Source organism: Porphyrobacter sp. SLTP (assembly GCF_009905735.1).
Taxonomy (GTDB): domain Bacteria; phylum Pseudomonadota; class Alphaproteobacteria; order Sphingomonadales; family Sphingomonadaceae; genus Erythrobacter.
Window position 1 is genome coordinate 38,603 of record NZ_JAAALE010000014.1, and the last position, 12,512, is coordinate 51,114.

At 64.2% G+C, this 12,512-nt stretch carries 12 protein-coding genes and 2 tRNA genes; 11 read left to right on the forward strand and 3 right to left on the reverse strand.

Going from position 1 to position 12,512, the window contains the following annotated elements:
* Positions 1-112 precede the first annotated feature (112 nt).
* The 6 genes from GVM20_RS12310 (at position 113) to GVM20_RS12335 (ending at position 5,747) form a co-directional block, all read left to right on the forward strand.
* On the forward strand, positions 113-1,312 hold the full coding sequence (locus GVM20_RS12310; protein WP_166547491.1) for an LL-diaminopimelate aminotransferase: 1,200 nt from the start codon (positions 113-115) through the stop codon (positions 1,310-1,312).
* Between the two features lie 122 nt (positions 1,313-1,434).
* Positions 1,435-2,088: a helix-turn-helix domain-containing protein gene (locus tag GVM20_RS12315; protein WP_199799587.1), complete on the forward strand. Its 654-nt coding sequence runs from the start codon at positions 1,435-1,437 to the stop codon at positions 2,086-2,088.
* Positions 2,089-2,172: 84 nt separating this feature from the next.
* The gene (locus tag GVM20_RS12320) at positions 2,173-2,688 is read left to right on the forward strand and encodes a hypothetical protein (RefSeq protein ID WP_166547492.1); all 516 of its coding nucleotides are present in this window, start codon (positions 2,173-2,175) and stop codon (positions 2,686-2,688) included.
* Between the two features lie 151 nt (positions 2,689-2,839).
* The gene (locus tag GVM20_RS12325; RefSeq protein ID WP_166547493.1) at positions 2,840-3,658 is read left to right on the forward strand and encodes a crotonase/enoyl-CoA hydratase family protein; all 819 of its coding nucleotides are present in this window, start codon (positions 2,840-2,842) and stop codon (positions 3,656-3,658) included.
* A gap of 108 nt (positions 3,659-3,766) precedes the next feature.
* Positions 3,767-4,585 carry a sulfite exporter TauE/SafE family protein gene (locus tag GVM20_RS12330; protein ID WP_166547494.1) on the forward strand — a complete coding sequence of 273 codons (819 nt, stop codon included), beginning with the start codon at positions 3,767-3,769 and terminating at the stop codon, positions 4,583-4,585.
* Positions 4,586-4,616: 31 nt separating this feature from the next.
* Positions 4,617-5,747 carry a pyridoxal phosphate-dependent aminotransferase gene (locus GVM20_RS12335; protein WP_166547495.1) on the forward strand — a complete coding sequence of 377 codons (1,131 nt, stop codon included), beginning with the start codon at positions 4,617-4,619 and terminating at the stop codon, positions 5,745-5,747.
* Between the two features lie 8 nt (positions 5,748-5,755).
* Here GVM20_RS12335 and GVM20_RS12340 read toward each other — a convergent pair whose 3' ends face one another.
* On the reverse strand, positions 5,756-6,535 hold the full coding sequence (locus tag GVM20_RS12340) for an acyl-CoA thioesterase (protein WP_166547496.1): 780 nt from the start codon (positions 6,533-6,535) through the stop codon (positions 5,756-5,758).
* 141 nt (positions 6,536-6,676) lie between these two features.
* Here GVM20_RS12340 and GVM20_RS12345 point away from each other — a divergent pair.
* Both GVM20_RS12345 and GVM20_RS12350 read left to right on the forward strand, forming a co-directional pair.
* Positions 6,677-6,750: transfer RNA gene (locus tag GVM20_RS12345), tRNA-Cys, on the forward strand.
* Between the two features lie 52 nt (positions 6,751-6,802).
* Positions 6,803-6,878 (forward strand) — tRNA-Thr (locus GVM20_RS12350).
* 52 nt (positions 6,879-6,930) lie between these two features.
* Here GVM20_RS12350 and GVM20_RS12355 read toward each other — a convergent pair.
* Both GVM20_RS12355 and GVM20_RS16365 read right to left on the reverse strand, forming a co-directional pair.
* A complete protein-coding gene (locus tag GVM20_RS12355; RefSeq protein ID WP_166547497.1) occupies positions 6,931-8,229 on the reverse strand; it encodes an amidohydrolase family protein in 1,299 nt (432 codons plus the stop codon).
* Between the two features lie 22 nt (positions 8,230-8,251).
* Positions 8,252-8,488, reverse strand: a complete 237-nt coding sequence (locus tag GVM20_RS16365; protein ID WP_234031984.1) for a hypothetical protein — start codon at positions 8,486-8,488, stop codon at positions 8,252-8,254.
* Between the two features lie 25 nt (positions 8,489-8,513).
* On the opposite strand from GVM20_RS16365, the gene GVM20_RS12360 reads away from it, so the two are divergent.
* From GVM20_RS12360 to GVM20_RS12370, 3 genes are all read left to right on the forward strand, one after another.
* A complete protein-coding gene (locus tag GVM20_RS12360; RefSeq protein WP_234031985.1) occupies positions 8,514-9,086 on the forward strand; it encodes an HPP family protein in 573 nt (190 codons plus the stop codon).
* 421 nt (positions 9,087-9,507) lie between these two features.
* Positions 9,508-11,142 (forward strand): TldD/PmbA family protein, encoded by a 1,635-nt coding sequence (locus GVM20_RS12365; RefSeq protein WP_166547499.1) that lies wholly within the window; start codon positions 9,508-9,510, stop codon positions 11,140-11,142.
* Positions 11,143-11,164: 22 nt separating this feature from the next.
* Entirely contained in the window at positions 11,165-12,487 is a 1,323-nt protein-coding gene (locus GVM20_RS12370) for a TldD/PmbA family protein (protein WP_166547500.1), read from the forward strand.
* Positions 12,488-12,512: the final 25 nt, after the last annotated feature.

The window sequence follows — 12,512 nt, forward strand, 5'->3', positions numbered from 1 at the left end:
CGCAATTGGCGAAAACGCCTTCCCACGATCCGCGGGTTTAGCCTAGGGAGAGGGCGCGGGGGTCTGATCAGAGCCGCTGAAGACCCCGCGCAAGACAAGGTGATGACAGACGATGAATGACCAGTTCTACCGCATGAAGCGCATGCCTCCGTACGTGATCGCGGAAGTCAACGCCATGCGTCATGCCGCGCGGCTGGCAGGGCAGGACATCATCGACCTCGGCATGGGCAACCCCGATCAGCCCCCGCCGCAGCACGTCATCGACAAGCTGTGCGAAGTCGCAGCCAAGCCGGATGCGCATGGCTATTCCCAGTCCAAGGGCATTCCAGGCCTGCGCCGCGCACAGGCAGGCTATTACGCGCGCCGGTTCGGGGTCGAGCTTGATCCCGACAGCGAAGTGGTGGTGACGATGGGCTCGAAAGAGGGCCTCTCCAGCCTCGCCACGGCGATCATCGCGCCGGGCGATGTGGTGCTGGCGCCGAACCCGTCTTACCCGATCCACACCTTCGGCTTCATCATCGCCGGGGCCACGATCCGCTCCGTGCCGACCACGCCGGACGAACATTACTGGGAATCGCTCGAACGGGCGATGAACTTCACCGTGCCGCGCCCGTCAGTGCTGGTGGTGAGCTATCCCTCGAACCCCACCTCGGAGATCGTCGATCTGGCGTTTTACGAGCGGCTGGTGGCCTGGGCGAAGGAGAACCAGGTCTGGGTTGTATCCGATCTGGCATATTCCGAGCTCTATTTCGACGGCAAGCCCACGCCTTCGATCATGCAGGTGCCGGGCGCCAAGGATGTCGCGATCGAGTTCACCTCGATGTCGAAGACCTATTCGATGGCAGGCTGGCGCATGGGCTTTGCGGTCGGCAACAGGCAGCTGATCGCGGCGCTGACGCGGGTGAAGTCGTACCTCGATTACGGCGCCTTCACCCCGATTCAGGCGGCGGCCTGCGCGGCCTTGAACGGGCCGCAGGATATCATCGATACCAATCGCGAACTCTATCACAAGCGCCGCGACGTGATGGTCGAGGCGTTCGGCCGTGCGGGGTGGGATATTCCTGCGCCGCCCGCATCGATGTTTGCCTGGGCCCCGCTGCCGCCGGCGCTGAAGTCTATGGGCAGCCTCGAATTCTCCAAGCAGCTTCTGACCGAAGCGCAGGTCGCGGTTGCCCCTGGCGTTGGCTATGGCGAAAACGGCGAGGGTTACGTGCGGATCGCGATGGTCGAGAACGAGCAGCGGCTCCGTCAGGCCGCGCGCAACATCAAGCGCTATCTCCAGTCGAAAGGCGTCAACAGTTCGGCTGCCTGACAACTGGGTTTCGGGTCGGCGTTAGGCGATCCGCAAGGTCTTCTCTTCCAAAGCGGCAAAAATTCCATCCGTTTTGGGTTGGTTTAGGTGTAACCTGCACCGGACTGACGAAGGAGAGCGACATGACGTGTGGAGCCGGACGGCGGCTGACTGACAGGCAGCGGGCCGTGATGGAACGCATCGACCGGCGCGTGCCTATCAAGGTGATCGCGCAGGAACTCGGCGTGTCCGAAACCCGCATCAACCAGCACATCCGCGCACTCAAAGACCTTTACGACGCTGGCAACCTTGGCGATCTGGTGGAGAATTACCGCGCAGTCCATCGCGACAGCCGGGTGGAGCTGCTCCCGTCCGGGTCGCGTGATCCTCTGCCCTTCATGGCGCCGGTCCTGTCGCAGCCGGTTGGGCCGGCCAGCAGCGCAGCCCAGCCCTCGCGGACTTTCCTGCTGGGAGAGGCTTGGGCGCGGGATGAAACCGGCAGCATCCTGTTTGGCGACGCACGGCCATTCGTGTCATCGGACCATCAGGCAGAGCCGGACGAGCCGCAGCTCGTTCCCAAGCTGCTCGACGGGGAGCATGCCGTGCCCTTCCGGCTCATAGCGATCCTGTCCATTTCGGCCTGTATTCTGGCCACAGTGATCCTGAGCGTGAATGCCGCCGTGGTTCTGAGCGATGTGGTGGAAGACAACACAGCCCTTTCGGCCCGGGACTGGACTGCGCCCGTCCAGACCGCAGCCACCGCGGATTGCTACCGCGCCTGTGGTCGTGCGCGCTGATATGCTCGGCGCGCATGGCAGAAATCGGGGCAAACTTGTGACCACGCCGCCCGTGATCGCCGCAGCCTGGTACGGGGTGCGGCGATGATCTCGGACTTCATCAACGCGCATCTGGCCGATATCCAGAACATCATCTTCGTCAGCCTGCTGTTTGCCATGTGGCGCTGGGGCGGCGGCCCGGAACGTGGCTTGGCCATCGTCTTTGGTAGCACCATCGTTGCGCCTTCGCTGGTGTTCCAGACGCTGAGCAACGACATCCATGATCTGGGCGCGTTTTCCTTGTTTTTCGGCCTCGCAGATGCGGCCGCGTTGATTGGGATTTTCCTCGTCGCGCTTAATGCCAACCGGACCTATCCCCTGCTGATCGCCGCCTTTCAGGTCGTGGCTTTCAGCTCGCATCTGGTGAAAGGCTCCGTCGATCAGGTCTCGCCCGGGGCGCATCTTGTGCTCGCGGCAGTTCCCGGCTTTTGTCAGGTTGCGCTGCTGTTCGTGGGCCTCTCGCTACACCGTTTCAGGCTGAGCCGCTTCGGCTCCTATCGCGACTGGCGCTTCGGGCATGATTTCCACCGCCTCGCGGCGATGCTGAGCGCGCGGGCCTGATCGCCGCCAACCCGGACGGCGGCTCTGTCCTCGATGTCCCACCGGCTGCTGCTCTGAGGTGCCTAGCGGGTGCGGCCCAGGCACCTCTGGACAGGGCGCGGCGGATCAGCCAATCTTCCCGCCGAATTCACGCCTTGAGGGATCACATCGCATGTCCGCCACCGCCACCACGATCGCCAATGACCGCGTCGCCATCGAGCTTGGCGAAGACGGCGTCGCCGAAGTTCGCTTCGTGCGGGGTGACAAGATGAATGCGCTCGATCCGGAGATGTTTCAGCGCATCATCGAGGCGGGCAGCACGCTGCAACGGATGAAGGGTCTGCGCGCGGTGGTGCTATCGGGTGAGGGGCGGGCGTTCTGCGCCGGGCTCGACCTGTCGAATTTCTCGCGCAAGCCGCCCGAGGACGAGCCCAGCCTGACCGAACGCACCTATGGCAATTCCAATCGTCCGCAGCAGGTGGCGATGCAGTGGCGCAAGCTCCCTGTTCCGGTGATCGCGGCGGTCCACGGCGTGTGCTTTGGTGGCGGCTTGCAGATCGCCAGTGGCGCCGACATCCGCGTTGTCCATCCGACCACCCGCATGGCGATCATGGAGCTGAAGTGGGGCCTCGTCCCCGACATGGGTGGTTATGCGCTGTGGCGCGGACTGGTGCGCGACGATGTGCTGCGCGAGCTGATCTACACCAACCGCGAATTCACCGGCGCCGAAGCCCAGACGCTCGGCCTCGCGACCTACCTTGACGAAAACCCGCGGGAACGCGCGCTCGCCATCGCCCGCCAGATCGCCAACAAGAACCCCCACGCAATCCGCGCCGCCAAGCGGCTTCAGGCCGGGATGTGGGAGCGTGAGACCGATGCGATCCTGCTTGAGGAAAGCATCGAGCAGCACGCGATCATGCGCAGCCGCAATCAGGTCGAAGCGGTGATGGCCGAAATGGAGCGCCGCAAGCCCAATTTCGAAGACGTGTAAGCGCCCGCTTCACCCACCCGCAACCGGTCGGCGTATGGGGCATTTACCCCATGCTGCACTGCAAAAATTCGCTTGGCGATTAAGGCCGTGAGCCTATTCTCCGCGTGAATGAGCGCCCTCTCTCCACTCGCCTTCGCGCTACCGGCCCTGCTGATCGCAGGCGCTGCGGCCGGTTTTGCCGGCGGCCTGTTCGGGATCGGCGGCGGGTTCGTGGTGGTCCCGGCGCTGATGTTCCTGCTGCCCGTGCTGGGGGTTGCGCCGGAGCAGACGGCGCATGTGGCGGTAGGCACCTCGCTCGCCTCGATCATCTTCACCTCGATCCGCTCGACCAGCAGCCATGCCAGGCGCGGCTCAGTTGATTTTGGCCTGCTCAAGGGTTGGTCGATCTGGGTGGTGCTGGGGACTGCGGTCGGCACGGCGCTGGCCGACTGGATTTCAGGCGCGCACCTTGCACTGATCTTCGGCACCGGGGTGCTGGCCTTCGCGGTCTATTTCATGCTGCCTGCCCGGCAAGGCGAGCCGCTGTTTGCCGCGCTCCCATCCGGCCTGCCGCGCGCCGGGATTGCCAGCGCGCTGGGGGTGTTCTCGACCTTGCTTGGCATTGGCGGCGGCACCCTCACCACCCTGACCATGACGGTCTGCGGCACCCCGATCCACCGCGCTATCGGTACCGCAGCCGGGATGGGCGCCATCATCGCGATCCCGGCGACCATCGGCTTCATCGTGATCGGGCTGGGGGAGAGCGGGCGCGGCTGGGGCTCGCTCGGCTTCATCAACCTGCCCACCGCCGCGGTTCTGATCGCCACATCGGTGTTGTGCGCGCCGCTGGGCGTGGCGGCGGCGCACATGCTTTCGCCTGCCATCCTGCGCCGCGTGTTCGGCCTCTATCTCACATTCATCGGCGTCTTGATGATCGCCAAGTTCTGACCCTGTGCCACCTTACCGAAAGGAGCTCCCCATGCCGACCACGCGCCGATCTTTCATCGCTGGTGCCAGCCTGACCGGCGGGCTTGGTGCCTTGCCGTTCTCTGCGCTTGGCGCAGCAGTGGCCGCTCCGAATGTCGAGCCCGATTTCGGGCCGAAGATCGGTCAGGCGCTGCTCAGCCGGAACGAGAACCCCTATGGCCCCGCCCCCTCGGCGCTCCGCGCGATTGCCGAGACCTCGAAGATGGGCTGCTATTACGCCGACCGCGGCCTGATGCGGCTGACCGCGATGATTGCCGAACGGCACGGGGTCACGCCGGCGCAAGTCGTGGTCGGCGCCGGATCGACGGAAATCCTGTGCGCGATTGCGCTGGCGTGGGGTCGCGAGGGCGCGATCCTGTGCCCCGATCTGTTCTGGGATACCACGGTCATCTATGGCGAGCGGCAGGGCATCACGTCGATCCGGGTGCCGCTGACGCCCGATATGAATGTCGATCTGCCAGCGATGGCGGCCAAGGCAACGGACGGGGTTGCGCTGATCCAGCTGTGCAATCCCAACAATCCCACCGGCGTGCTGATCGAGCCTGCCGCGCTGCGCAGCTTTGCGGCGCAGGTTACGCCGCATGCGACCCTGCTGGTGGACGAAGCCTATAACGAACTGACGGACAGGCCCGAAGACAACGCGATGGTCGATCTGGTCCGCAGCGGCGCCGATGTGATCGTGTGCCGCACCTTCTCCAAGATCTACGGCATGGCGGGCCTGCGCGTCGGCTACGCCATCACCAGCGAGGCCAATGCCAAGCGCATCCAGTCGCACCTGATGAGCTTTGGCGGCAATCTCGCCGGGCTGGCGGCGGCGATTGCGAGCTATGACGACACACACTTCCTCACCCAATCACGCGCCGCCGTGCTGGAAGGCCGCGCGATGATCCTGGACGCCGTCGCCAAGGCGGGGCTGACCGCGCTCCCTTCCCAGACCAATTTCGTCTTCGTGAAAGTGCCCGATGCCGACGCCCTGCGCGATGCCATGGGCCAGCGCGGGATTTCCATCCGCGGGACCTATGGCGAATGGAAAGGCTATTCGCGGGTCAGCACCGGGCGGATCGAGGATGTCTCCCGTTACGCTGCCGCGCTACCGGAGCTGACGCAGAAGCTGTGGGGCTAATGCGGGCGCTAGCCAAAAACGGCGACGCACTGGATCCCGTCGAGCACCTGCTGGCCCTCGGCGTCCCACAGCCGCAGCCGCTCTGACGAATAGCCCGCTGCGGCGTGCTGGCTGGCGTTTTCGGCCAGATACCAGCCATCGCGTGATCGGCTTTCGGGATCGAGCACGTTGAACGACCAGTTGATCGAGCTGATCGGGCCTTGCCGCTGCATCACCCGCATGGCGCCGGGCGGCATGACGTCGCCCATCAGCACCAGCTTGGAGACCGGGTCGAGATCATGCGCCTCGGTCAGCCGCGCCCAGCGCCGCACGGTCGCCCCGCGATCCTCGCCCCGGGTCTGACCGTGGCGCAGCTCGAAGTTCTTGGCGACAAAGCTCGGCGCGAAGCTGTGGGTGACCTCTGGTGTCTCCTCCGGCGGGCCCGGCCAGTTTTCAGGCGGCGGGGCCGGGTGGAGCGCGTTTGCCTCACGCCCTTCGGCAAACAGCCAGAAGGCGCTGAGCGCGACCTTGCCATCGCTGATGATCTCGCTGCGCACCTGGGTCACATTGCGGCCCTGCCGGATGATCTCGGCGGAAAGCGCGATCTCCTCGCCCACCGGCGCGACAAAGGCGATCTGCCCCGCGCGCAAGGGGGGCAGATCGCTGAAGGCGCGGGTCGCCATGGTATAGGCCACCAGCGCCGAGGCCCCGCCATACAACGTGCGTCCCTGCATCCAGTCGGCGGCATGGGTGAGGCGGGCCGGGCCGGGCTGGCCGGTGACGGGTTCGAGCAGGCTGGCAATGGTCATGGCGGTCAGCTTTGCCGCGTGATCGCAGCGGGGTCCAGACTGACGTTGCGTAAACCGGGGCGTCCTGAAACATGCATTGCCAAGCAGCCCCCGAATCGCTAGTGCGCCGCTTCCGTCCGAGGCATCTGCCTTGGGTGGCTCGGCCCGATGGCGGAGTGGTTACGCAGAGGACTGCAAATCCTTGCACGCCGGTTCGATTCCGGCTCGGGCCTCCACCTTTGCATTGCGCCCGCGCGCCCACACGATTAGGGGGCCGCGAGCAGGAATGCCGCTTTAGCTCAGTCGGTAGAGCACATCATTCGTAATGATGGGGTCACGTGTTCGAGTCACGTAAGCGGCACCACCTGCCTTCAGGCACGCTCCCAAAGAGAATGTTCGAGATACCGATCGGCCGATCAGTCCAGATCGATCACGGTTCCGCGCGCCATGACAAACTGGACATCCTTGTAGACCGACACATCCTTCAAGGGATCGCCCGAGACGGCGATGATGTCGGCGCTTTTGCCCGGTGCGATCGTGCCGACCTTGTCGGACAGGCCGAGCAGGTCGGCGGCGTTGATCGTGGCGGCGACCAGTGCGCTTTCGGGCGTCATGCCATGCGCGACCATGAGCTCGAATTCGTCGCCGTTGCGGCCATGCTTCGACACGCCAGCGTCAGTGCCGAAGGCGATGCGGACGCCGCGCGGGACGAGCGTCTCAAGTGTCTTGCCGGTGATCTCGATGCGCCATTTGATCTTGGCGAGCACATCGGGCTCATAGGCATCGGGGTTCGCCGCGAGCCGTTCCTTATATCCGTTCACTGTCGACAGCGTCGGAACGTAATAGGTTTTGCTCTTCGCCCACAGCGCGATGACGTCTTCGTTGAGCATGGTGCCATGTTCGATCGAGTCGACGCCGAGCTTAAGCGCCTGGAGAGTCCCGTCGGCGCCGTGTGAATGGACCGCCACCTTGCGTCCGAACATCCGCGCGGTGGCGACCACCGCCGCTGCCTCATCATCGAACATCTGGCTCCCCAGACCCGCGCCAATGCGGCTGTTGACCCCGCCGGTGATGGTCATCTTGATGACGTCGGCGCCGCGCCCGATCTGTTGCCGTGCTGCACGGCGGCAGTCTTCGGCCCCGTCGCATGTGCTGCCCGAGCCCGCAAAGAAGGGGCGCAACTCGTCACGATAGCCGAGTGCATCGTCAGAGTGACCGGCGGTGCCCGACAGGCTGCTACCGGCATCAATGATCCGCGGGCCCATCGCCTTGCCGGCATTGACCGCGTCGCGCAGCGCGAACACCGCGCCGTCGCCATCGCCGAGATTGCGCACCGTGGTGAAGCCCGCGCGCAGCGTTTTCATCCCGTTGGCCTGCGCATTGAAGGCCTGGGCGGCAGGGGACAAGGTCACAGCCTCCAACTGTCCTGCCAGCCCGCCGGAATCGCTGGTCAGGTGCACGTGGCTATCGATCAGTCCGGGGAGCACCGTATGGTCGCTCAGGTCGATGAATTCGGCCCCGTCGGGACGTTCCGCATACCCATCAACGATTGATACGATCAGACCATCCTCGACAATGATCGTCGATGGGCCGCGCGGCGTTTCGCCGGGCACGTCGATCAGGCGGCCTGCATGGATGACGGTGGTCTGCGCCACGACCATCGAAGGCATGATGATCGACATGCCGACGGTGGCTGCAAAGATTACCGATTTCATACGTTTTTCCCCTGTTCCCGGCCTACCGTCTAGCTTCTGCCTCAGGCTCGCTCAAGCGGCATTGTCCGCTCATCCGGTTGACGATGTCACGAGTGAAGGCGATTAGACGCGGATTGAAGAAGCGGGCGGCCTTGCGCGCTTCCAGACGGGCGAGTTTTTTGTTCGAAGCTCTCTTTCGGCACTCGGCATCTTTGATCCCGCAGGGCGTGCTCGGGCAACTCGGATGGCTGCGTGGGTCCTTGGGGGCGGCAATTGCCATCGCAGTGGCTGGCTTTACGACCGCAATGCTGATGCAAGATCAGGCCCCCAATTTCCCCTGGCTGATCGCGCCGCTTGGGGCTTCGGCTGTGCTGGTATTTGCTGTTCCAGCCAGCCCTCTGGCTCAGCCTTGGTCCGTGATCGGCGGCAACTTCATTTCTGCAGTCATCGGCTTGAGTTTGGGAACATGGATCGGCGAGCCCATCATTGCCGCTAGCCTATCTGTGGGTTTGGCAATCGCCATCATGACCTTTGCGCGGTGCCTTCACCCGCCGGGCGGTGCCTGCGCATTGTTGTGCGCTCTGGGCGCGACCGGCGCGGACGGTTGGACCTTCCTTTATCTGATGCCCATCATGGCGAATGTGCTCACCTTGTCGCTGGTTGGCTGGGCTTTCAACAACCTGACAGGCCACCGCTGGCCCCACGTTATTGTGCCAGCGTTGCCAACTTCGGTCGACAATGGCGTGCGGCACACTCGGGAGGATATCGAGGCCACCCTGGCTGGCTGGGACGAACTGCTCGATGTTGATGTTGATGATCTCGATGCGTTCTACCACGCTCTGAACGAACGAGCCTCCGCGCGTCAGACCCGGCAATGAGGTCGCGGCCAACCACTCTATCGCACCATTGACCGATCCGGGCCGCATTCCTGGCACCGACCAAAGCGGAAGCAATTTGCCTCGGCACCACCGTCCGGTTTTGCGAAAATTGTCGATCCGCCGCGCGTCGCCTTCCCGGACGTTCCGGTTTGCGTGCCCGTGCATCTGGCGGGGCCGGGTGGCCTGTTCGTCGATAAAGTCCTGCGCTTCGTCGTGCGGCTTGCCCGTGTGCGGGGAAGGGTTGCTAGCGATGCAGGACCGGGGCGACAGACTTGTCGGGCGGGGGCTGCCATCCATACCGTGCTGAGCGGTTTGATTACCGTGCGGACTTCCGGCACCAATGTGCCCCGGTGACAAACTATGGCCGGATTGCCTTCGGATTCCCCGAAGGATGCGGCGGGCCGGGTTGAGGAGTATTCACGTGGACAGACGCGATTTTCTGGCGCTCAGCACCTTCTTTACAGGTGTGGCGCTGACGCCTTCCATTTTTGGCAAAGCGATCGCGGCTGAACAGCTGCAAGACGCCATCGACATCGCGGTCAAGAAGCGGCTCGCCGATGCGGCGCTCGGTGCGGCGACGGCGGCGGGCGCGAGCTATTGCGATGTCCGGGTCGGCCGGTACCTGCGCCAGTTCGTCATCACCCGCGAACGCAATGTCGAGAACATCGTCAACACGGAATCGACCGGCACCGGCGTCCGCGTGATCGCCGATGGCTCGTGGGGCTTTGCGGCCACCAACGAGATGACCGAGGATGCCGTCGCCAACGCCGCGCGTCAGGCGACCGCGATCGCCAAGGCCAATGCCCGCATCCAGACCGCACCGGTGCAGCTCGCGCCGACGCCGGGTGTTGGCGAAGTCAGCTGGCGCACCCCGATCCAGAAGAACGCGATGGAGGTGCCGATCGCGGACAAGGTCAACCTGCTGATGTCGGTCAACGACGCCGCATTGGGGGCCGGGGCGAGCTTCGTGAATTCGCTGCTGTTCCTCGTGAATGAGCAGAAGTATTTCGCCTCGACCGATGGGTCCTACATCGATCAGGACGTCCACCGCATCTGGGCACCGCTGACGGTAACCGCCGTCGACACCACGACCGGCAAGTTCCGTTCGCGCGAAGGCCTCTCGGCGCCGATGGGTCTCGGTTATGAATACATGGACGGCCGCGCGGAGGACAAGTTCGTGCTGTCCAACGGCCTGACCACTTACGGCAAATCCTACGACATGAAGGAGGACGCCATCGCTGCGGCGCAAGACGCGCAGGCGAAGCTCAAGGCCCCGTCGGTCAAGCCGGGCAAGTATGACCTCGTGCTCGATCCGAACCATCTCGGCCTCACGATCCATGAATCGGTCGGCCACCCGCTCGAGCTGGACCGGGTGCTGGGCTACGAAGCCAATTACGCCGGCACCAGCTTCGCCACGATGGACAAGCGCGACGAGGGCTTCAAATACGGCAGCGAGATCGTCAATCTGTTCGCTGACAAGACGCAGGTGGGCTCGCTCGGCGCGGTCGGCTACGACGATGAAGGCGTGAAGTGCAAGCGCTGGGATCTGGTCAAGGACGGGATCCTCGTCGACTACCAGACCATCCGCGATCAGGCGCACATCGTCGGCAAGGACGAGTCGGACGGCTGCTGCTATGCCGACAGCTGGTCGAGCGTTCAGTTCCAGCGCATGGCGAATGTCAGCCTCGCTCCCGGCAAGACCAAGATGAGCACTGCCGACATGATCGCAGGTGTCGATAACGGCATATACATCGCCGGCCGCGGGTCGTTCTCGATCGATCAGCAGCGCTACAATGCGCAGTTCGGCGGGACGGTGTTCTACGAGATCAAGGGCGGCAAGCTTGGCCCCATGATCGAAGACGTCGCCTACCAGATGCGCACGCCGGAATTCTGGGGTTCGTGCTCGGCCATCTGCGACGAAAGCGACTATCGCATGTTCGGATCGTTCTTCGACGGGAAGGGGCAGCCAAGCCAGGTCTCGGCGGTCAGCCACGGTTCGTCGACCACCCGTTTCGACGGCATCAACGTCATCAACACCGCCCGGTCGCTGGGCTGAACCGCGCGCAGGAGAAGCAGCAATGAGCATTCTTTCAGAAGCGCAGGCCAAGGCGATCCTCGACAAGGTGATCGCCTTCTCCACCGCCGACAATACCAGCGCCGTGCTGAGCGGCGGGATCGGCGGCAATGTCCGGTTTGCGCGCAACGACATTTCCACGTCGGGCATCGTCGATGATGTCCAGCTCGCGGTTGAGGTCGCGTACGGCAAGCGCGTGGGCACGGCCTCGATCAACCAGTTCGACGATGCTTCGCTCGAACGGGTGGTGCGCCGGGCCGAGGATCTGGCCAAGCTTGCGCCGGAAAACCCCGAATACATGCCGCCGGTCGGCAAGCAGACCTACACCGCGACCGACACCTTCAGCGAAGCGACCGCCGCGCTGACGGCGGAGGCGCGCGCCAAGATCGCCGAAGCCTCGATCCTGCCCTGCCGCGAGCGTGGCCTGATCGCAGCGGGCTTCCTGGAGGACGGGCACACCTTCTTTGCCCATGCCAATTCCAACGGCAATTTCGGCTATCAGCGCTCCACCATCGCCGATTACACCTGCACCGTGCGCACCGAGGACGGGCGCGGATCAGGCTGGGTCGCCAGCAACGTCAAGGACGTGGCGGAACTGGATGCGGCCAATGACATCCAGATCGCCATGCGCAAGGCTGCGGCCTCGGTGGATGCAAAGGCGCTAGAGCCCGGCAAGTACACCGTCATCCTGGAGCCTGCGGCCGCCTCTGGCCTCATCAGCTTCATGATGAACTTCTTCGACGCCCGTTCGGCGGATGAAGGGCGCAGCTTCCTCAGCAAGCAGGGCGGCGGCAACAAGATCGGCGAGCAGATCATGGATCCGCGCGTCAACATCTACACCGATCCGGCCAACCCCACGGTCCCCGCCATGCCGTGGGACGGTGACGGCCTGCCGCGCGAGCGGACCAAGATCATCGACGCGGGCAAGGTCGCGAACCTTCAGTATTCGCGTTACTGGGCGTCCAAGCAGGGCAAGCCCGAAACCGCGGGCTGGGGCAACACGATCATGGAGGGCGGCACCAAGTCGACCGCCGAGCTGATCGCCAGCACCGAGCGCGGCATCCTCGTCACCCGCACCTGGTACATCCGCATGGTCGATCCGCAGACCGTGCTGCTCACAGGTCTGACCCGCGACGGCACGTTCTATATCGAGAACGGGCAGCTGATGTACCCGATCAAGAACTTCCGCTTCAACGAAAGCCCGGTCATCATGCTCAACAATATCGACGAGCTGGGCCGGTCGGTCCGGGTCGAGGATGGGGCGATGATGGTACCGCCGATGAAGCTCCGGGACTTCACCTTCACCTCGCTTTCGGACGCCGTCTGACGCGATAAAAACAATGGGCGCGGGT

Bases quoted from the DNA above. Each gene is read 5' to 3' on its own strand.
- GVM20_RS12310 (WP_166547491.1), top strand. From the start codon at position 113: ATGAATGACCAGTTCTACCGCATGAAGCGCATGCCTCCGTACGTGATC.
- GVM20_RS12315 (WP_199799587.1), top strand. From the start codon at position 1,435: ATGACGTGTGGAGCCGGACGGCGGCTGACTGACAGGCAGCGGGCCGTG.
- GVM20_RS12320 (WP_166547492.1), top strand. From the start codon at position 2,173: ATGATCTCGGACTTCATCAACGCGCATCTGGCCGATATCCAGAACATC.
- GVM20_RS12325 (WP_166547493.1), top strand. From the start codon at position 2,840: ATGTCCGCCACCGCCACCACGATCGCCAATGACCGCGTCGCCATCGAG.
- GVM20_RS12330 (WP_166547494.1), top strand. From the start codon at position 3,767: ATGAGCGCCCTCTCTCCACTCGCCTTCGCGCTACCGGCCCTGCTGATC.
- GVM20_RS12335 (WP_166547495.1), top strand. From the start codon at position 4,617: ATGCCGACCACGCGCCGATCTTTCATCGCTGGTGCCAGCCTGACCGGC.
- GVM20_RS12340 (WP_166547496.1), bottom strand. From the start codon at position 6,535: ATGACCATTGCCAGCCTGCTCGAACCCGTCACCGGCCAGCCCGGCCCG.
- GVM20_RS12355 (WP_166547497.1), bottom strand. From the start codon at position 8,229: ATGAAATCGGTAATCTTTGCAGCCACCGTCGGCATGTCGATCATCATG.
- GVM20_RS16365 (WP_234031984.1), bottom strand. From the start codon at position 8,488: ATGGCAATTGCCGCCCCCAAGGACCCACGCAGCCATCCGAGTTGCCCG.
- GVM20_RS12360 (WP_234031985.1), top strand. From the start codon at position 8,514: ATGCTGATGCAAGATCAGGCCCCCAATTTCCCCTGGCTGATCGCGCCG.
- GVM20_RS12370 (WP_166547500.1), top strand. From the start codon at position 11,165: ATGAGCATTCTTTCAGAAGCGCAGGCCAAGGCGATCCTCGACAAGGTG.